This is a genomic window from Spirosoma endbachense, assembly GCF_010233585.1.
GTDB classification, from domain to species: domain Bacteria; phylum Bacteroidota; class Bacteroidia; order Cytophagales; family Spirosomataceae; genus Spirosoma; species Spirosoma endbachense.
Window position 1 is genome coordinate 6,216,677 of sequence record NZ_CP045997.1, and the last position, 19,574, is coordinate 6,236,250.

Consider the following 19,574-nt stretch of genomic DNA (forward strand, 5'->3'; position numbering starts at 1 on the left):
CTTGTTCATTTTTAGTGACCTGAAAACCTCAGGAAATAGCTTCCTCTCTAGATTCTCGACCTTTCATCCATCGATATAAAAACAAATAGATGATCACCGAAGATAGTGTCCCAACCAGTGAGCCGACATACACATCTTCCACAAAATGCTGGAATAAATAGACCCTTGAGTAGCCCGTTAAAAAGCCTAACAGCACAAATAAATAGCCTCGCTTTTTGCTTGCATCAAGAAAGGCTAATAAGCCAAACAGGGCAAAAGCGGAGGTTGTATGTCCTGATGGAAAACTATTATAGCTGTGTATATCAAGCCCTTTTATGATATGATACTCAAAAGTCGAGTGCTCAAAAAACTTTAAGGGCCGGGGTGAATTGGGAAAGACAATCGTTTTTAAGAACAGCGAAAGCAGGGAAGACAGGGCAAAACTGGCAAAAGCCACAAAACCTACGCGCCTATTATAGATCAGGACAATTAGGCAGGCCACGACGAAAAAGGCGCCATCGCCCATGTAGGTAGCATAGGTAAAAAACACATCGGCAACCGGATTATTCCGAACATTAACCCATTGCATCAATTGGGCTTGTGTATAGATCAACTGCAGAACTCCCAGAATGACCAGGGCTAATCCGTAAGGCAGGAAGAAAAATCGATTTTTTCGCAGGAAATCAACTACCATTAGAAGCCAATTTGTGAATTAGTTGGCAGGCGTCGCTTTTTCAACCGTAATGCCTACACTCTGAATATTGAGTAACGGATCTTGCCGCATGTATTGTTTAAGCTGAATGGTGTACTTACCGGGTTTAGGAAACCGGTAGTCGCGCTTCATCAGGAACTTATGGTCGAAGAGATCACCGAGGCCGTCACCGTTTGGTTTTCCAGTCTTGGGGTCCATCAGAAGCAATTCGTCGAGCCTGGATTCGATTTCTTTACCGCTGGAATCGCGTAAATAACGGGTCAGATAAAGGTTATAGTAGCCATAGGAAAGGCTATTTCGCAGGTTATAATAGATATTATACGGTATGGAGGCATCCTCTATCGTAAAGGTAAAAGTCGGTGCGTTTTTAATGTACCACTTACCATCTTCAATATCTGTATATTCTTTATACACCGCATTTCCTGCGTTCATATCACACCCTAACACCAGCAAAGCGGTGAATACCAATAAACCCAGTTGTTTCATACCATGCCTAAATACGCTACAAAGCTACGACGGGCTTACTGGCTTTTCAAATCACAAAAAACGATAGCGAGGGCTTGTAAACGATAAAAATAGTTATAAGTTTGTTACATGGAAAAGTTAACCGCTAAAGAAGAAGAAGTCATGCAGGTGCTCTGGAAAATGGAACAGGGCTATGTAAAAGATATGGTTCCGCAGTTTACCAACCCTCCTCTGCATTATAACACCGTTTCGACCATTGTTCGTAACCTCGAAGAAAAAGGATATGTTGGGCACCGGGCTTATGGGAATACACATGAGTATTATCCGATCATAAGCAAGGAAACGTATCAGAACCGATTCGTACTCAAGAAAGTGGTCGATGATTATTTTGATAATTCCTACAAAAACCTGGTCAGTTACTTCGCAAAGAATGAGAAGATTTCTGCCGATGAACTGCGGGAAATTCTGGCCATGATCGAACAAAAAAAATAGCGGTATGGAACTCCTGCGCTACGTACTACTGGCTAATGGTTTGTTGGGCGTTGTGAGTATAGCCTACTTTGTTTTACTCCGACGCGAAACATTCTTTGGAGCCAATCGGATTGCCCTCTGGTTAGGATTGGCCGCGGCTCTGATCCTTCCTCTGCTGGAAGTACCCGATTGGCGACCACGGCCCGTTCGAAAAGTGATGCAACGTACGGCGCAGGTTATCGTCCCGAAAGTATTCCCGAATTCACACATCAGACCGCCAGAGGTAACGATTACCTTTCCTAACGGCCAGACTTATCAGATGGATACCCAGGCTGCCTTGCTGGCACAACAAAGCCAGTCGGTTAGGTTTTGGCAAACAAGTCTGATCGCTCTTTACATATTGGGGGCTCTCTTTTTTCTCATTCGGTTTGGGCTTCGCCTGGCGTCGCTTGTCCGGGTAATCAATCGGTCAGCGCATGACCCATATGATGGGTTTACGCTCGTGCTGCATGAGAATACGTCTTCACCATTTTCGTTTTTTCGTTGGGTAGTTCTTACCCCTGCGCATCATTCATCCGACGAACTGGACCAGATTCTGAGGCATGAACGCGTCCATGTTCGCTCCTGGCATAGCCTGGATATGATTGGAGCCGAATTGATCTGTATTGTTTTCTGGTTTAATCCAGCCGCTTATTTATTTCGGCATTTACTGCATCAAACGCTCGAATTCGGCGCTGATCAGGCTGTTTTGGCAGAAGGTGTCGATGTACGCGCGTATCAGTACAATCTAGTCAAGGTAGGTTTATCGGCAGGGCGATCGGTATTCACCAATCAGTTCAGTGGTCCAACGTTGCGTCAGCGAATTGCGATGATCAATCGTGAACGATCTTACCCGGTGAACTTCTGGGGGCGTTATATGATCTGGGGAGCACTCCTGGCCAGTATGGCTCTTGCCTGCCGACATATTCAACCCGAAGATGATTCGCTTAGTACGAAACCAAGGGCTCCTTTCCCATTAACGAATGCTACACGAATAGCTGCTGCTGAACTCCACAAACCTGATATGCCCTGGTTCCGGCAGTCATCTCTGCTAGCTGATGAAGTCAGTAAACCGCTTAACAGACGCCCAAGACTCAGCAGGCTCCTGATAAATTATCCAGAGGCTTTGTGTCTCCGTAATAACCACCTGGCGCTCAAAACTCAAAATGGCGAGCAGGTTAAGGTATTTATTAATGGACAGGAGGCTTCAGCTCAATCATTATCGGCCTTAACATTCGATGAAGTAAATGATTTGTTAATTTATCGAAAATGGGACGATGTTCAGGGGGTGAACAAATTTCCGGAGACTTACCGGATCTTTATCAGTACGACGCACAAAACCATAGCTAACGATCCGATACGAGAAAAATGGAAGCAATTTCTGGAAGCTGCTGCTGTATCCGATAATCCGTTGGGTGTATCGAATACATTTTCGATGAATAAGTTGCTGGAAGCAACCTTTTTCAGCAATAAACTAGCTTTTGTAAAACGGACGAAGGATGATCATTTAACCCTCTACGACGAATACAAAACGGATATTGAAGCTTATATAAACGGGATATCGGTTCGCCCTAAAGAGATTGAAAGTGTACACGTACGCGAAGTTGACCGGCTCTATGCCCGCGAACGCTCCTTTGAGGAATGGACCGACGGGCCAAATCGACAGGCTCGTTTTATACTCTATATTCAAACGACACCTAAGCGCGCCAGGCGCGATAGCAGCTATTATGTATTCAGCCCTTTCTATACGGGTGATTTCTGAAGTTAGGGCACTCGTGTTGACTGGTCTACTGACAAAAAATAAACCCCAGTCTTTATGACCGGGGTTTGTATTACTGAGCTTTGCCGTTGGGTACGGGTTTTAAAACTTTATCCCCGGCTCCTTTCGACTTCTTCTTTTTCTTTTTAGCACTTCGCGTTGCGTACTTCGCGTCCAGTTTCTGGAGATCACTATTCAGCGCAGCCGCCGTAGGTGATTCTTTCTCTCCTATTGGCGTCAACACATCGAACGACTCCGGAACCACACCTTTTTTATTTAATTCGGCAATTTCCAGCACACGCTCGATTGGCAGTGGATACCAGGTGCTTTCGGTTCCGTAACCGAACCACATTAGTTTTCGGAAAATATCCGTTTTCTGCAAATAAGCCCGTCCTTTCTGGGTTTCGAGCGGTTTTTCAATGGTCGGAATGTCACGCAGAGCGTCCATATATGTGTCTAACTCGTAGTTCAGACAGCATTTTAGCCGGCCACACTGGCCCGAGAGTTTTGCCGGATTCAACGACAGATTCTGATAGCGGGCAGCAGAGGTTGCAATGTTTTTGAAATCGGTAAGCCAGGTCGAACAACATAGTTCGCGACCGCATGAACCAATACCACCCAATCGACCAGCTTCCTGCCGAAGGCTGATCTGGCGCATTTCAATGCGGGCCTTGAATTCACTGGCCAGCATCTTGATCAGCTCCCGAAAATCAACGCGTTCTTCGGATGAGTAATAAAAGGTTGCCTTTGTATTGTCCGACTGAAACTCAACGTCAGACAGTTTCATGTTCAGTTTCAGTTCGCGAATAATTTCCCGTGAACGATAAAGAGCCGGTAAGTCCCGCAGAATAGACTGATCATGCCGTTCGAGGTCTTTAGGCGTTGCAATTCGATGAATGACTTTCGTATCATCATTTATTTTAACTCCTCGTTTCTTGACCTGTATCCGCACCAATTCGCCTTGTAGTGAAACAGCTCCAATATGAAAACCAGACTGCATTTCCACTACCACATAGTCGCCCGTTGTTAGATCGAGCTGATGAACGTTCCGGTAGTATTCTTTTCTACCACCTTTAAACTTCACCTCAACAACATCATATTTCAGACCTGGCATTGCGATATCGCTGAGCCAGTCAAACGAATTTAGCTTATTGCATCCTCCGGTACTACATCCTCCGCTACCGCATCCCGTTGTGGCCGTTTTCTGACCATCGGATGCTCCTCGCTGGGTTCCGCAACCGCCAGTTGCACAGGATTTACAACTCATATCTATATAGTTATCGAGTTGTAACGTGGCAAAGGCACAAAGTTGACTACAACAGATAAGGGTTCACACAACTTTATACCTTTACGACTTTATAACTCATAGTTAATCAGCGTACCGAATCAGGTCAAGCCCAATATCTCTTCGGTACTGCTTCCCATCAAATTGAACCGTTCGGGCCGCTTCCTGCGACTTCCGAACAGCATTTTCCAGCGAATTAGCCTGGGCCGTTAAGGCCAGCACTCGTCCGCCATTGGTTACTACATGGCCATTATGAGCCATTGTTCCGGCATGAAACGCCATAACATCTTCTAAACGCTCCAGTTCTGATATGATTTTACCTTTCTCATAGTCATCCGGATACCCTCCCGACACCACAACCGTTGTGACAGCCGTTTGGGGTGAAACCTGTACTGCGATTTTATCTAACGTACCTTCTGCCGTTGCCACCATTAGCTCAGCGAAATCAGTCTGAATTCTAGGTAATACGACTTCTGTTTCAGGGTCTCCCATCCGAGCGTTATACTCGATAACATACGGTTCACCATTTACTTTCATCAGACCGATAAAAATAAATCCCTTATACACAATACCTTCTTTCTGCAATCCCGCAAGCGTTGGTTTTACGACTTTTTCTTCAACCTTACGCAGAAAGGACTCATTCGCAAAAACCACCGGCGAAACAGCACCCATCCCTCCCGTATTGAGACCGGTATCTCCTTCACCAATACGTTTGTAATCTTTAGCTTCGGGAAGGATTTTGTAATTAACCCCGTCGCTCAGGACAAAGACTGACAATTCGATTCCTCGCAAAAATTGCTCTACCACGACCTTACTGCCAGCAGCACCAAATTTCTGTCCATCGAGCATATCGGTCAGGGCGCTTTTCGCATCGGTTAGGTTTTCGGCAATAATTACTCCCTTACCAGCCGCCAGTCCATCAGCTTTCAGGACGACAGGCAATGTATGGCCGTCCAGATAAGCCAAACCGCTCTCAATGGTGGTGGCAGTAAATGTCTGCGATGACGCCGTTGGTATGCCATATCGAAGCATAAACTGCTTCGAGAAATCTTTGCTTCCTTCCAACTGCGCTCCCTGCGCATCTGGTCCAACGATTCGGAGATCAGCTAAGTCAGGTTGTTGACGAAAGTAATCGACAACCCCGTTCACTAATGGCTCCTCTGGCCCAACAATGAGCAGATCAATGGCATTGGTCCGAACAGCCTCAGCAATAGCCGGGAAATCATTATAGCCGATTGATAAATTAGTGGCTACCTGAGCTGTTCCGGCATTACCCGGAGCAACAAATAGCTTATCACTCAACGGGCTTTGCGCCAATTTCCATGCAAACGCATGTTCGCGCCCACCCGAACCCAGTATTAGTATATTCATAAAAAATGATGAATGATAAATAATGACTGATAAATGATATACCGCTTTAGCTATCATTTACCGTCCATTATTCATCATTAATTGGCTACTTCTGAGAGGAATTTAATCCGCATCAATCGTAAGTCTTGTTCCGTAAAATCATCTCCTCCAAATTCGCGCATGGCGATGGCAATGTTATCGCTTTCTGCCCGCATGAAGTATTCGTAAATCTCATCCTGCCGATCTTCATCCATCACCTGATTGATGTAATAATCAAGATTAAGTCGAGTGCCCGAATAGCAGATATGTTCAATCTCTTCCATCAGGTCCTCCATCGAAAGTGCTTTCGATTCGGCAATTTCTTCCAGATCAACCTTACGATCAATCTGCTGAATGATATAAATCTTAACTTTTGATTTGTTAACGGTCGATTTAATAACGACATCCTTTGCCGTTTCTATCTCGTTATCTTCAACGTATTTAGTTATCAAATCAATAAACGGCCGCCCAAACTTCTGCACTTTTCCCATGCCGACGCCGTTGATCTGCGCCATTTCTTCACGGGTTGTGGGATAAGTTGTCGCCATTTCTTCCATAGAAGGGTCCTGGAAGATAACATAGGGCGGCAAATTCTTTTCTTTGGCAATTTTCTTGCGTAAGGCTTTTAACAACCCTAACAGTTCTTCATCATAGGCAGCCCCGCCCGACGCCGTATCCGAATCCTTATCGTCATCCTCTTTCTGCTCGACTACCTGCTCATAATCGTGATCTTTCGAGAGCGAAATTGGATAAGGGTCTTCAATAAAGTTCAGGCCCTTCTGGGTTAACTTCAGAATACCATAGTTATCGACATCTTTCTCAATATAGCCGTATATGGTAATCTGTTTCAGGAGTGAACACCAGTACTCGGGGCTTTCATTAAATTCGCGCCCTTTCCCATACACTTCCAGGCGATTATGCTCGTAGCTGGTCACATACTGATTGCTGTTGGCCGTAAGAACGTCGCTTAAGTGGGCAACGTCAAAACGCTGGTCGGTTTGAAGAACGGCCTGCAACGCAAGCACAACTTCATTCTGCACCTTAAATTTTTCGGTTGGCTTTAGGCAGTTGTCGCAAAAACCACAGTCTTTATCCATATACTCCCCAAAATAGCCCAGCAACTGCCGACGACGGCAAGAGCCGAGGTTAGCATAAGAGACCATTTCGGTTAGCAGATGTTTGGCATTATCGCGCTCGGTAACCGGCTTGTCTTTGTTGAATTTTTCCAGCTTAACGATGTCGTCGTAACTATAGAACATCACGCAGTTACCCTCCAGCCCATCGCGGCCAGCCCGACCCGTTTCCTGATAATAACCCTCCAGCGATTTTGGAGCATCATAGTGGATAACGAAACGAACATCCGGTTTATCGATACCCATACCAAAAGCAATAGTGGCACAGATAACGTCTACGTCTTCGTTCAGAAAAGCATCCTGATTGTTCATCCGAGTCTGTGGGTCCAGACCAGCATGATACGGTAGTGCTTTGACATCGTTGACGCTTAGCAGCTCCGCAATTTCTTCAACCGTCTTACGGCTCAGGCAATAAACGATCCCTGATTTTCCTTTGTTCTGTTTAACGTACTTGATAAGCTGCTTTTTGGCGTCGACCTTAGGCTTTATCTCGTAGTACAGGTTTTTGCGATTGAATGAGGTCTTATACAGATTGGCGTCCTCCATCTGCAGGTTTTTCTGAATATCCTGCTGCACTTTAGGAGTAGCCGTTGCGGTAAGCGCAATTACGGGCAGATTACCTATATTATCGACGATTCCACGAATTTTCCGGTATTCCGGGCGGAAGTCATGTCCCCACTCAGAAATACAATGTGCTTCATCAATAGCGACAAATGAAATATTGGCTTTCTTTAAAAAATCCAAATTCTCTTCCTTTGTCAGAGACTCTGGCGCAATATATAGAAGTTTAAGAGAGCTGTTGAGCGTATCTTTTTTAACCTTATTCATTTCCGCCTTGGAAAGCGTCGAATTCAGGAACTGAGCATTAATTCCAAAGGCATTTAACTGGTCGACCTGATTTTTCATCAGGGCAATTAAGGGTGAAATTACAATAGCCGTTCCATCGCTGACAATAGCTGGTAATTGATAACACAGGGACTTCCCTGCGCCAGTAGGCATGATAACGAACGTATTACGGCCCGCCAAAATGCTGTGAATAATGGCCTCCTGATCGCCCCGAAACTGACTATACCCAAAAATCTCTTTTAGCCGCTCTTTGATGGTCGCATAGACCGTCTGATCAACCTGCATCATTCTACAAATCGTACAAAAGTTACCTTTACTCTATTCGCTTAGCGTATCTTTGCTATATAAAGTTAGCGAATATACACTGCAAACTATTCTTCATCGCGAAAACTGACGTTGAAAGTATTAAAAAATTCCAAAATGATCGCCCAGGAGGTACTACTGGCCGAAGCCGAAGCCATTCGTCATGCAGTTGAGTTGCTCGATGACCAGTTCGATGCAGCCGTTGATATAATTCTCAACTCCACAGGTAGACTTGTTGTAACCGGTGTTGGGAAGAGTGCTCTTATTGGCCAAAAGATTGTGGCTACTATGAATTCTACAGGGACGCCCTCTCTTTTTATGCATGCGGCTGATGCCATTCACGGCGATCTGGGCATGATTCAGGCAGACGATATTATTCTTATAATTTCCAAGAGTGGAAACACGGCCGAAATAAAGGTGCTGCTTCCTTTGTTGAAGCGGACAAGCGTACGGCTAATTGCCCTGGTTAGCGACCGCGAGTCGTATCTGGCCCAACATGCCGACTATGTTCTTCATGCCTACGCCGAACGCGAAGCAGACCCAATGAACCTGGCCCCTACAACCAGTACAACTGTTGCACTTGCGCTGGGAGATGCTTTGGCAGTTAGTTTATTAGAGGCCCGCGGTTTTACGCGTCATGATTTTGCCCGTTACCATCCAGGCGGTTCCCTTGGCAAAAAGTTGTATTTAAAAGTTGGTGATATTTTTCCCCACAACCAGTGCCCTCAGGTTTCCCTCGATACGTTAGTCAGGGATGTAATTTTTGAAATTTCAGCTAAACGGCTCGGAGCAACAGCCGTTGTATACCATACTGGCCAACTGGCTGGCATTGTCACCGATGGCGATATCCGCCGTATGGCTTATCAACACGATGCGTTTTGGGATCTTCAGGCAAAAGATGTGATGACGCCTTCGCCCGTTTGCATTGATGCAGATGAATATGCTATAAGTGCTCTCCAGTTAATGAGAGATCGGGACATTTCTCAGCTAATTGTTACCGAAAACGGTCACGTAAAGGGCTTTGTTCACTTGCACGACCTGTTAAAAGAAGGGTTAGTATAAGCCCTTCTACAAAAAAGCCTTCCTGAAATTGATCCGATCAATTTCAGGAAGGCTTTTTTGTAGCTATCAATAGGAAATCCTTTTACACATTTCACCGGTTTGTTTAATCATACAATCATGTTCATTAAACAAATTCTACACTCCATATTCCACACTCTGTGGGAATTATTCCACAGTTAGTAAATTGGCTTTATAGCATATACTCCTCTAAAATCGAAAAATAGGTTTTATAACTTATTGTCTTCTAGCTATTTATCGGTTTTATTTAAGACTTCTCAAAAAAACGTTGAAGGCTGGTTGTTTTTTTGTCTAATTGCTAATCAAATCAGGTTCAACAAAAAAACATTCGTAATCATGACTGCGCTCGAATTCACTCATCATATTGGAAAAGTGTCCAAGTCGTTGCGCCCGTTCGCACTGCGGCTTACAAAAGATGTTGAAGATGCTAACGACTTATTACAGGATACACTTTTAAAAGCCTTTACCAATCGTGATAAATACACAGACGGCACGAACCTGAAGGCATGGTTATATACGATCATGAAGAACACATTCATCACTAACTACCAGCGAATGGTTCGGAAAAATACATTCATTGATACCACGGATAACCTGCATTACATTAATTCGATGGAAAGCAGTACAGATAATCTGGCTTATTCGTCATTCGCTCAGGAAGATATTAACCGGGCAGTAAATGGTCTCGATGACACCTATCGGACACCGTTTATGATGCACTTCCGGGGCTTTAAATACCACGAGATTGCGGCAAAGCTGGATATCCCTATCGGAACCGTAAAAAACCGGATCCACATTGCCAGAAAAGAGCTTAAAGATCAACTGAAAGTGTACGCTCATTTCAACAGTTAAAAAAAAATTTTGTGTACACTGCATATTTGTACGAGACTTTTGTGACCTTGGTCCGTCTCAAACACATTGATTGAGTAGTTTTTGGTTAAAAAAGAGGAAGGTTCGAAAAGTTGGGTGGGATTCCGCCCAACTTTTTTGTTTACTATACTACTGATATACAACTTATTACGTATAAATTTCCATTAATTAGCAATACTCATAGCGGAATTGAGTAATTACGTATTTTAAACAAAAGGGTTAGTCAATTATTTACTCACTTACCCAATTACTCAATCAACTGCTTACTAATGCCTCAGCGCATCTTTGTTATTGGTGCCGGTTTTGCCGGTTTAGCTGCTGCAACCAGCTTGGCCGATAAAGGCTACGACGTTACTATTCTCGAAAAAAACAGCATGTCTGGCGGTCGGGCACGCGTATTCCAGTCGCATGGCTTCACCTTTGATATGGGCCCCAGCTGGTATTGGATGCCCGATGTATTTGAAACCTATTTTGCCCGTTTTGGCAAGAAACCATCCGATTATTACAAACTCGTCCGGCTCGATCCTTCTTATTCGGTTGTATTTGGCCCCAACGAAGCAGTCGATCTGCCTGCCGGTCTGGAAAATCTTGAAACGTTATTTGAACAGATAGAACCAGGTAGCGGTCCTCGTCTGCGGGAGTTTCTAAAACAGGCATCGTACAAGTATGATGTCGGTATGAACAATTTTGTCTGGAAACCCAGTCGTTCTATTGGGGAATTTTTGAGTCTGAAATTGCTGTATGACGTCACCAGACTTGATGTTTTTCAATCCTTTGCCAGTCATGTCCGTAAATTCTTCAAAAATCCACGCCTGCTCGAAATCGTAGAGTTTCCGGTATTGTTCCTCGGTGCAACGCCGAGCAATACGCCCGCCATGTATAGCTTGATGAACTATGCCGAGATGGTAATGGGAACGTGGTATCCGATGGGTGGCATGCACGAAATTGTGAAAGCCATGGTCAGTTTGGCCGAAGAGAAAGGTGTTAAGCTGCTTTTAAACCAGACAGTCCAAAAAATTGACATTGCAAACGGGAGAGCCCACAGCATCACCACTGATCTTGGTATTTTTGAAACGGACGTAGTAATAGCCGGGGCAGACTATAATCATGTAGAGACAAATCTGGTCGACGCTGCCTACCGTAATTACGATGACAACTATTGGCAAAAACGAGTTATGGCTCCCTCTTCCCTACTATTTTATCTGGGTGTCAATAAGCGGGTGCCACGTTTGCAGCATCATAATCTCTTCTTCGATGAAGACTTTTCTTTACATGCTCAGGAAATCTACGAAACGCCCCGCTGGCCCACCAAACCCTTGTTTTACGCGTCGGCTCCTTCAAAGACTGACCCCAGTGTTGCACCAGAAGGATGCGAGAACTTATTCCTGCTGATTCCTGTGGCCCCCGACCTCACGGATGATGACGCGACCCGTGAGCGCTATTTTGACATTATTATGACCCGGCTGGAAGCCTATGTGGGTGAGGATATTCGGAGCAGTCTGATTTATAAGCGGAGTTACGCCCACCGCGATTTCAAGAGTGATTACAACGCTTTCCGGGGAAACGCATACGGATTGGCAAACACACTTAAACAGACTGCCCTGCTAAAACCATCTTTAAAAAACAAAAAAGTGAACAATCTGTTCTACACGGGTCAGCTGACGGTTCCGGGTCCTGGAGTCCCACCGTCACTTATCTCTGGCCTTGTCGTTGCGGACGAAGTTGCCAAAGAATTTTTCTAACTTACAGAACTAACCTCTTCCTTTCCAATCTATGATGGCGTTGTTCAACACAACCGCACTGAAATGTAGTAAACTGATTACAGAGCATTACAGTACGTCTTTCACGTTAGGCATTAAAACGCTTGACCGCAGGTTTCACATGCCTATCTACGCCATTTATGGATTCGTTCGATATGCTGATGAAATTGTTGATACGTTTCATGACTACGACAAGAAGACGCTACTTGCCCGTTTTAAGCACGACACTTACCAGGCCATCGAAGAGGGTATTAGCCTGAATCCCATCTTGCATTCATTTCAGCTCGTTGTTAAACAATACAAAATTGAGCACGAATTGATCGATTCCTTCCTGAAAAGTATGGAAATGGACCTGTACTTTCAGGATTATGATGCAGATGGATACAATGAATACATTTACGGCTCAGCCGAAGTAGTAGGGCTGATGTGCCTGCGGGTTTTCTGTGAAGGTAATTATACCGAATTCGACCGCTTATGTGAGCCCGCTCGTAAACTAGGATCTGCGTTTCAAAAGGTTAATTTTCTGCGCGATTTAAAGAGCGATTTTGTTGATCGGGGCCGTACATACTTTCCAGGGGTGAATTTCAAGGAATTTGGTTGCGATGCCAAGCTCGTTATAGAAAATGACATCCAGTGTGACTTTGATGAAGCCTACAAAGGTATCATGAACCTTCCACGTGGGGCTAAACTAGGCGTTTATTTAGCGTATGCCTATTACCAGACCTTATTCAACAAAATTAAGCAGTTACCCGCTTCCCGAATTCAAAACGAACGAATCCGGGTGCCTAATCCGCAAAAATTAGCGCTACTGGCGCAAACCTATTTAAAGTTTCGACTGAATGTAATTTAGGTTACGGTCATAGTATACTCTAACTAATGAGGTAACTGTTATTCAGCCCTGCGTCCCTTTTCGCTATCTTTGCTATAAATCATATAGTTTCTGTCAATGGTAGCCGAAGCGAACTCTTCGCCGGAGGTGCTGGCGCAGCCAACCGAAGTCCGATACGAAGCCGTAATCGGACTGGAAGTGCACTGCCAGTTACTTACCCAAAGCAAAATCTTTGCCGCCGACGCTAATGCGTTTGGTGCCGAACCAAATACGAATATCAGTGTCATTACACTTGGGCATCCTGGCACGCTCCCTAAATTGAATCGTAAGGCCGTTGAATACGCTGTTCGAATAGGATTAGCCTGTGGCAGTGAGATTACACGCCATAATATCTTCGCCCGAAAAAATTATTTTTATCCTGATTTACCTAAAGGATATCAGCTTTCGCAGGATAAAGGCCCGATTTGTGTAGGTGGTGGCATTTTAGTGAAGGCCAAGGACCCCCAAACAGGCCAATCGTATCAAACAACAATTCAGTTACACCATATTCATCTTGAAGAAGACGCCGGTAAGTCCATTCACGATGGCGATGAGTGGGCAACACAGCTCGACTACAACCGTGCCGGAACTCCCCTCATTGAGATGGTTACCGACCCCTGTATTCGCACTGCCGATGAAGCAGGACAGTATCTGACCGAAGTTCGCCGGTTGGTGCGTTATCTGGACATTTGTGACGGAAACATGGAAGAGGGATCACTGCGGTGCGACGTCAATGTTTCCATACGACCCAGGGGCGCGACTAATTTAGGTACGAAAGTTGAAGTAAAAAACCTGAACTCTATTCGGAACGTAATGCGCGCAGTTGATAGCGAATTTAAACGGCAGGTTGAGGTTGTCGAGTCAGGTGGGCGAATTATTCAGGAAACCCGCACCTTCGACGCTTCTACTGGCTTAAGCTATGCCATGCGCGAAAAGGAAACCATGAACGATTATCGGTATTTCCCTGATCCTGACCTTACGCCCGTGGTTATTTCGGATGCCTGGTTGGCCGATATTCAATCCAGAATGCCCATGCTTCCGGCTGAGCTTTACCAGAAGTTTACAACGCACTATGGCTTACCAGATTATGATGCGGCTCTTTTAACCGACTCGAAAGAACTGGCCGACTATTACGAAGCTGTTTGTATGTATACACCCAACTACAAAGCAGCGTCGAACTGGATTATGGGGCCTGTTAAAAGCCAGCTCACCGAAAAAATGCTGCGCGACCGTCAATTCCCTATCTCGGCCGAACGGCTGGCCTCACTAATTGGATTGGTTGACAACGGCACTATCAGCCAAACGGCGGCTCAGCAAGTGCTTACGTTACTGATTGCCCAACCCGATGCATCAGCGGAAGAGTTAGCCAAAACTCATGGTTTGATTCAGAATCGCAATACAGATGCATTGCAATCGTTGGTAGAAGAAGTACTAACAGCCTGGCCCGACAAAGTAGCTCAATACCGTAAAGGCAAGAAGAATTTACTAGGGATGTTTGTGGGCGAGGTGATGAAAAAATCAAAAGGCTCTGCTGACCCTAAATTGGTGAATGAATTAGTAACGAAGACACTACAAACAACATGAAAAACCTGTTTTTGAGCGTAGCTGGCTTTTTAGTCATCGGTTTTGCGGCCAATGCACAAACGACAAAGCCTTTTACCGTAACTGGAAAGATTAAAAACTCACCTCCAGGAAGCTTTGTTTACCTGGAAGCCAACTCGCAGCCGACCCGCAAACTAGATTCTGCGAAAGTAGAAGCAGGAGCGTTTACGTTAAACGGCAAAGTAGCGGATGGTGGTGAAGTATTTGTACTGAATGTAGGCGGTGGCCAGAAACTGGCATTGCTTGTTGAAGGCGGAGAAATGCTCAACGTAACGGCTGATGGATACCGTATGGATGCCAAAACCGGTCAGGCTGGCAAAGCCACCATAACCGGTTCTAAAAACATGGAGTACTACGAGAAACTCTCGACGTTACGCACCGACATGGAAACCCGCGTATCGAACTGGAACAAGCAGGTTGCAGCCGCTACGGAAAAAAAGGACAATAAGCGGATTACCCAAATCGAACAGGAATATCAGACTGCCGAGCAGGAGGTTGTCAACAAAGTAAAGGCTATGCTTCCCGATATGGGAACATCGCTCGTGTCGTTGTTTGCCTTGAATTTCATCAATATTGATAACGACTTCGCGACTTATGATGCCTTAGCACAGCGTTTTGAGAAAGAGAATCCTAATAGCCCTCACGCCAAATCGCTGATCGGCCGGGTAGCTCGCATCAAAGGTGTTATGGTTGGTGCACAAGCTCCCGAAATTGCCCTTAGCGACACAACCGGTAACCCCATTCCATTGTCATCACTACGGGGCAAGTATGTTCTGCTTGATTTCTGGGCGTCATGGTGCGGTCCCTGCCGCATGGAGAATCCGAACGTTGTGCGGATGTATAACAAGTTTAAAGACAAAGGTTTTGCCATCTACAGCGTTTCGCTCGATCAGACAAAAGGCAACTGGACCAAGGCAATCCGCAACGATAACCTCACCTGGACCCACGTTTCTGACTTAAAATACTGGCAATCGGCTGCGGCTCAACAATACGGCGTTCAGGCGATCCCGGCTACCTTTCTTCTCGATAAAGAAGGTAAAATCATTGCCAAGAATCTACGGGGCGATGCTTTGGAGCAGAAACTTGAGGAAATCCTGAAAGGTGGTCAATAGGTTAAACACAAGTTATTAGTTTTGTAGGGTCAGGTTATTAACCTGGCCCTTTTTCTTTTGCTACCTGCCCAAAAGGCTGCTTCATCACTAGCTACATTATTAATTCATACACTCATTCATTAAAAAAATGAAAATTGCTATTGTTGGTTGCGGCAACATGGGGATGGCATTTGCCAAATCATTTCTACAATATGATCTGGTAAAAAAAGATGACCTGCTGCTAATTGAAAAAAGCACTGACCGTTCCGAAGCACTTAAAAATGAAAAAGCGGGCGTTGTGGTCGATACCATTGGCCCCCACGTTGGCCAGACTGATTTAGTGATTCTGTCGGTAAAGCCCCAGGATTTTAACAGCGTTTACGAAGCGCTCCGGGACGTAGTACAACCCCACCAGATCATTTTGTCGATCATGGCTGGTATTCCAATCGCCCAGATTCAGGAAAAACTAGCCCATCCGCTGGTGGTACGCGCCATGCCTAATACGCCCGCTATGCTGGGAATGGGCATTACAGGCTTTACAGCGGCTAAAGAAGTCGATTTAGCCAGCCTTCGCCGGGTCGAAAACCTCATCAATGCCACAGGCCGGTCTATTTTTCTGGAAGATGAAGCTATGCTCGACGCCGTAACGGCCCTTAGCGGTAGTGGTCCGGCCTATTTTTATTACGTTGTGAAGGCAATGATTGAAGCCGGTAAACAAATGGGGTTTGATGATGCCGTTTCCGCGCTTTTGGTTAAACAGACCATGCTGGGGGCTTACCACCTCATTAATACAGCGGATAAGTCACTCGATGAACTCATTAAAGCAGTTGCCTCTAAAGGCGGCACTACCGAAGCCGCATTACGCACCTTTGAAGCTGGTGCACTCAGCGATACACTAGTGGCGGGAATTAAAGCAGCACAAGTACGAGCAACGGAGTTGTCTAAAGGATAGAGCTTTAAATCGGTCGTCTGGGTCGGATCAGGGAAACACCCTGCTGCCGACCCAGACGAATGCTATTACAAACCCGTGTAGCTGAACGGAGTTATAGCCCGCAATTCGGCTTTCACAGCATCTGATATAGTCAATTCGTCGATAAACTCCCGAATTGTATCAGCCGTAATTTTCTGATTCGTACGGGTCAGCGCTTTCAAGGCTTCATACGGCTTCGGATAGCCTTCGCGTCGTAGAATTGTCTGAATACCTTCCGCTACAACTGCCCAGTTATCATCGAGATCAGCGTGGATGGCGGCCGGATTGAGTTCCAGTTTATTCAGGCCTTTTATCAAAGATTTCAGCGCGATAACGGAATGAGAAAACGGAACACCAAGGCTTCTCAGTACGGTTGAGTCGGTCAAATCGCGTTGGAGCCGGGAGATAGGCAACTTACCGGAAAGATGTTCGAATAAGGCATTGGCAATGCCCAGATTCCCTTCTGAATTTTCAAAATCGATAGGATTGACCTTGTGTGGCATAGCGGAAGAACCAACTTCACCTTCTTTCAGCTTCTGCTTGAAATAATTCATGGACACGTACGTCCAGATGTCACGGTCAAGGTCGATCAGAATCGTATTTAGTCGCTTGTAAGCATCGAGAGTAGCGGCCAGCATATCATAATGCTCGATCTGAGTCGTAAACTGACTGCGTACCATACCCAGACTTTCCACAAATTGATCACCGAATTTCTTCCAGTCCTCGTTCGGGTAAGCAACTGCGTGGGCGTTAAAATTTCCCGTCGCTCCGCCAAACTTAGCTGCCGTTGGAATAGCAGTCAGCAGTTGCAGTTGTTTTTCAATACGTTCGACAAATACCAGCAATTCTTTCCCTAACCGGGTAGGTGACGCTGGCTGACCATGTGTTTTGGCCAGCATGGGTATGTCTTTCCACTGCTCGGCTAACTGTTGGAGCCGAACGAATACGTCCCGATAAAGGGGCGTAATTTCGGTATTGAGGGCGTCGCTGAGTGATAAAGGAATAGCTGTATTATTAATATCCTGAGAGGTTAGTCCGAAGTGCACAAACTCAAGATAAGGCTCTACCGCTGATCCTTTCAGCCTTTCTTTAATAAAATACTCAACGGCTTTAACATCGTGATTGGTCGTCTTTTCGATGTCTTTGATGCGCAAAGCGTCTGCCTCGGTAAAATTCTCATACAAAGCCCGGAGCACCGGAAACTGCGTGGGCTCAACACCCGATAGTTGCGGAACTGGCCAGTTGCAAAGCGCGATAAAGTATTCGATTTCGATACGAACCCGGTAGTGAATGAGCCCATATTCCGAAAAATAAGGAGCCAGGCCTTCAACCTGGCGTCGGTAGCGACCGTCAACGGGCGATATGGCCGTTAATGCTGATAAATCCATACGGTAAAACAAAACGCAAAGGTAACGCCAATCGCATTAGAACCTCCCGAAAGTTCTAATTTTCGGGAGGTTCTAATGCGATTGGCGTTAGGTCAATCAAAAAGGATTCAGGTAAAGCCCAATACCTAACCAATTTGTCTGCTGTGACTCATACTGGCTATAGGGACGAAAACCTGAATAACCTTCGAGTAAAAATGTCAGGTTATTTTGTGTCCGCCCAACCTCTAAGCCAATTCCTGCATGAATACCCGGCCGGAAGTCCGTTTGTTGCCAGAATTTAATATCAGCACCACCGACCAGACGCGCAGCCTTTTCGGATGGTTTCTTATAAAAAACACCAAGCTGGGCGCTCAAAAGTTTTCGCTCTTCCGTTTTACGTAGTACAATACCAGCACCAGCATACAACCGCCAGTTATTCACATTCCGGCTGTAAGTAGCATCGAGCTGTTCGTAATTTACCGAGTTAGGCGACGGGGCCGTTATTTTATTTCGGTAGATATAATCATCACCCAGATGTGAGGAGATATGGTAAACCCGGAACCGATAGTTATTGGCTCCACGCCGAACGTTATAGATAATGCTGATCTTATAGTCGTTATTCATGATTTGCCGACGTGCTTTATTCAGCTTATCGTCATGAAAGGCTTCAAACTGGGTAAACGAAGCCAGATCAAGTACCCATTCTGTCGATCGACCAGGCTCTGGTGTCCGACGGTAGAATGCTTTGGCAAATCCGAAGGCAAAGGGAACAATACTTCCTTTATATTTTTCACCTTCCGTGTAATACAAAGGCAATACACTACCATACGTCTGCGCTTCGAGTGGGTCGAGCAAAATTGGCTCGAACAGGTGACCTTTCGGTAAAAACTCCCGACGCGGTCTTACTACCGATGGCTCGCTGATTTCAGTCGATACGGCAACAGAATCGACGGGTTTAATGACCGGTTTCCGTTCCCGCTTTGGCCGTTGAGGCTTAGCAACTTTCTTAGGCGCTTCAACAGGCGCTGTTTCGACAGGTGGGGGAGTAACAACAGGTACAGGCACGGGTGTCGGCTCTACTGGCGGAGTCTCCTTAACGGGCGTTGCAGCTTTCTCCGCAGCTTTCTCCTCTGCTTCCTTTCTTCGTTTTTCCCGCTTCTCTTTGCGTGTCGGTTCTACAACAGCCGGAGTAGTCGTTGGAGTTGGTGTTGGCGTAACTGGCTCGGTAACTGGAGGGGCAACTGGTTGTGTGCTGGCGGGTGTGGGTTCGGGCTTCGATTTAGCCGTTTCTTTTTCCTGCTGTTGACGCTCTTTCTCGGCTTTTCTAGCTTGTTTCTGCCGTTCTTTTTCAGCCTGTTTAGCTTCATACTCACGCTGCTTTTGCGCCCATTCGGCCCGAATCTGCCGTTCGCGCTGCACTTCGCGATCTATTTTTTCTTTCTGCCGCTGTTCAGCCGGGGTTAATGTTCGGGAGGCTGGAGCCGTTGTTTTCGCTGGCGTAGTGGGCTGCTGGGCAAAAGCCAATGTTCCTATCTGAACACTCAATAGGAAGGCTAGTAGCACTTTCTTCATAGAATCGGAACAA

16 protein-coding genes are annotated in these 19,574 nt (G+C 45.7%); 9 read left to right on the plus strand and 7 right to left on the minus strand.

From position 1 onward, the window contains the following. Nucleotides 1–28: 28 nt before the first annotated feature. Together GJR95_RS25300 and GJR95_RS25305 are read right to left on the minus strand one after the other, a co-directional pair. The gene (locus GJR95_RS25300; protein WP_162388513.1) at nt 29–673 is read right to left on the minus strand and encodes a phosphatase PAP2 family protein; all 645 of its coding nucleotides are present in this window, start codon (nt 671–673) and stop codon (nt 29–31) included. 18 nt (nt 674–691) lie between these two features. Further along, nucleotides 692–1,177 (minus strand): gliding motility lipoprotein GldH, encoded by a 486-nt coding sequence (locus tag GJR95_RS25305; RefSeq protein ID WP_162388514.1) that lies wholly within the window; start codon nt 1,175–1,177, stop codon nt 692–694. 108 nt (nt 1,178–1,285) lie between these two features. Here GJR95_RS25305 and GJR95_RS25310 point away from each other — a divergent pair, with 108 nt between their 5' ends. Both GJR95_RS25310 and GJR95_RS25315 read left to right on the plus strand, forming a co-directional pair. Then, nucleotides 1,286–1,648, plus strand: coding sequence for a BlaI/MecI/CopY family transcriptional regulator (locus GJR95_RS25310; RefSeq protein WP_162388515.1), 363 nt, complete (start codon nt 1,286–1,288; stop codon nt 1,646–1,648). A 4-nt stretch (nt 1,649–1,652) separates the two neighbouring features. Then, nucleotides 1,653–3,428: a M56 family metallopeptidase gene (locus tag GJR95_RS25315; protein ID WP_162388516.1), complete on the plus strand. Its 1,776-nt coding sequence runs from the start codon at nt 1,653–1,655 to the stop codon at nt 3,426–3,428. 70 nt (nt 3,429–3,498) lie between these two features. On the opposite strand, the gene GJR95_RS25320 is transcribed toward GJR95_RS25315, so the two are convergent. The 3 genes from GJR95_RS25320 to recQ all read right to left on the minus strand — a co-directional run bounded on the left by GJR95_RS25320 (nt 3,499) and on the right by recQ (nt 8,366). Continuing rightward, nucleotides 3,499–4,692 carry a PSP1 domain-containing protein gene (locus GJR95_RS25320; RefSeq protein ID WP_232540859.1) on the minus strand — a complete coding sequence of 398 codons (1,194 nt, stop codon included), beginning with the start codon at nt 4,690–4,692 and terminating at the stop codon, nt 3,499–3,501. Nucleotides 4,693–4,794: 102 nt separating this feature from the next. Further along, nucleotides 4,795–6,081: a phosphoribosylamine--glycine ligase gene (gene purD / locus GJR95_RS25325; RefSeq protein WP_162388517.1), complete on the minus strand. Its 1,287-nt coding sequence runs from the start codon at nt 6,079–6,081 to the stop codon at nt 4,795–4,797. A gap of 77 nt (nt 6,082–6,158) precedes the next feature. After that, on the minus strand, nt 6,159–8,366 hold the full coding sequence (gene recQ, locus GJR95_RS25330) for a DNA helicase RecQ (RefSeq protein WP_162388518.1): 2,208 nt from the start codon (nt 8,364–8,366) through the stop codon (nt 6,159–6,161). 108 nt (nt 8,367–8,474) lie between these two features. On the opposite strand from recQ, the gene GJR95_RS25335 reads away from it, so the two are divergent. The 7 genes from GJR95_RS25335 to proC all read left to right on the plus strand — a co-directional run bounded on the left by GJR95_RS25335 (nt 8,475) and on the right by proC (nt 16,604). After that, nucleotides 8,475–9,443, plus strand: a complete 969-nt coding sequence (locus tag GJR95_RS25335; protein WP_162388519.1) for a KpsF/GutQ family sugar-phosphate isomerase — start codon at nt 8,475–8,477, stop codon at nt 9,441–9,443. Between the two features lie 354 nt (nt 9,444–9,797). Further along, nucleotides 9,798–10,313, plus strand: a complete 516-nt coding sequence (locus GJR95_RS25340; protein WP_162388520.1) for an RNA polymerase sigma factor — start codon at nt 9,798–9,800, stop codon at nt 10,311–10,313. A 287-nt stretch (nt 10,314–10,600) separates the two neighbouring features. Further along, nucleotides 10,601–12,073, plus strand: coding sequence for a phytoene desaturase family protein (locus tag GJR95_RS25345; RefSeq protein WP_162388521.1), 1,473 nt, complete (start codon nt 10,601–10,603; stop codon nt 12,071–12,073). Nucleotides 12,074–12,104: 31 nt separating this feature from the next. Continuing rightward, a complete protein-coding gene (locus GJR95_RS25350; protein WP_162388522.1) occupies nt 12,105–12,941 on the plus strand; it encodes a phytoene/squalene synthase family protein in 837 nt (278 codons plus the stop codon). Nucleotides 12,942–13,037: 96 nt separating this feature from the next. Continuing rightward, nucleotides 13,038–14,543 (plus strand): Asp-tRNA(Asn)/Glu-tRNA(Gln) amidotransferase subunit GatB, encoded by a 1,506-nt coding sequence (gene gatB, locus GJR95_RS25355; protein ID WP_162388523.1) that lies wholly within the window; start codon nt 13,038–13,040, stop codon nt 14,541–14,543. Beyond that, on the plus strand, nt 14,540–15,673 hold the full coding sequence (locus tag GJR95_RS25360; RefSeq protein ID WP_162388524.1) for a TlpA disulfide reductase family protein: 1,134 nt from the start codon (nt 14,540–14,542) through the stop codon (nt 15,671–15,673). Before gatB ends, GJR95_RS25360 begins: the two co-directional genes overlap by 4 nt. 127 nt (nt 15,674–15,800) lie before the next feature. After that, on the plus strand, nt 15,801–16,604 hold the full coding sequence (proC, locus tag GJR95_RS25365) for a pyrroline-5-carboxylate reductase (RefSeq protein ID WP_162388525.1): 804 nt from the start codon (nt 15,801–15,803) through the stop codon (nt 16,602–16,604). Nucleotides 16,605–16,669: 65 nt separating this feature from the next. On the opposite strand, the gene purB is transcribed toward proC, so the two are convergent. Together purB and GJR95_RS25375 are read right to left on the minus strand one after the other, a co-directional pair. Next, nucleotides 16,670–18,010 (minus strand): adenylosuccinate lyase, encoded by a 1,341-nt coding sequence (gene purB, locus GJR95_RS25370; protein ID WP_162388526.1) that lies wholly within the window; start codon nt 18,008–18,010, stop codon nt 16,670–16,672. 96 nt (nt 18,011–18,106) lie between these two features. Continuing rightward, nucleotides 18,107–19,561 carry a DUF1207 domain-containing protein gene (locus GJR95_RS25375; protein ID WP_162388527.1) on the minus strand — a complete coding sequence of 485 codons (1,455 nt, stop codon included), beginning with the start codon at nt 19,559–19,561 and terminating at the stop codon, nt 18,107–18,109. Between the last annotated feature and the right edge of the window lie 13 nt (nt 19,562–19,574).

Excerpts from the sequence above, each read along its gene's own strand:
- GJR95_RS25300 (WP_162388513.1), bottom strand. The coding sequence starts at position 673 with ATGGTAGTTGATTTCCTGCGAAAAAATCGATTTTTCTTCCTGCCTTAC.
- GJR95_RS25305 (WP_162388514.1), bottom strand. The coding sequence starts at position 1,177 with ATGAAACAACTGGGTTTATTGGTATTCACCGCTTTGCTGGTGTTAGGG.
- GJR95_RS25310 (WP_162388515.1), top strand. The coding sequence starts at position 1,286 with ATGGAAAAGTTAACCGCTAAAGAAGAAGAAGTCATGCAGGTGCTCTGG.
- GJR95_RS25315 (WP_162388516.1), top strand. The coding sequence starts at position 1,653 with ATGGAACTCCTGCGCTACGTACTACTGGCTAATGGTTTGTTGGGCGTT.
- GJR95_RS25320 (WP_232540859.1), bottom strand. The coding sequence starts at position 4,692 with ATGAGTTGTAAATCCTGTGCAACTGGCGGTTGCGGAACCCAGCGAGGA.
- purD (WP_162388517.1), bottom strand. The coding sequence starts at position 6,081 with ATGAATATACTAATACTGGGTTCGGGTGGGCGCGAACATGCGTTTGCA.
- recQ (WP_162388518.1), bottom strand. The coding sequence starts at position 8,366 with ATGATGCAGGTTGATCAGACGGTCTATGCGACCATCAAAGAGCGGCTA.
- GJR95_RS25340 (WP_162388520.1), top strand. The coding sequence starts at position 9,798 with ATGACTGCGCTCGAATTCACTCATCATATTGGAAAAGTGTCCAAGTCG.
- GJR95_RS25345 (WP_162388521.1), top strand. The coding sequence starts at position 10,601 with ATGCCTCAGCGCATCTTTGTTATTGGTGCCGGTTTTGCCGGTTTAGCT.
- GJR95_RS25350 (WP_162388522.1), top strand. The coding sequence starts at position 12,105 with ATGATGGCGTTGTTCAACACAACCGCACTGAAATGTAGTAAACTGATT.
- gatB (WP_162388523.1), top strand. The coding sequence starts at position 13,038 with ATGGTAGCCGAAGCGAACTCTTCGCCGGAGGTGCTGGCGCAGCCAACC.
- GJR95_RS25360 (WP_162388524.1), top strand. The coding sequence starts at position 14,540 with ATGAAAAACCTGTTTTTGAGCGTAGCTGGCTTTTTAGTCATCGGTTTT.
- proC (WP_162388525.1), top strand. The coding sequence starts at position 15,801 with ATGAAAATTGCTATTGTTGGTTGCGGCAACATGGGGATGGCATTTGCC.
- purB (WP_162388526.1), bottom strand. The coding sequence starts at position 18,010 with ATGGATTTATCAGCATTAACGGCCATATCGCCCGTTGACGGTCGCTAC.
- GJR95_RS25375 (WP_162388527.1), bottom strand. The coding sequence starts at position 19,561 with ATGAAGAAAGTGCTACTAGCCTTCCTATTGAGTGTTCAGATAGGAACA.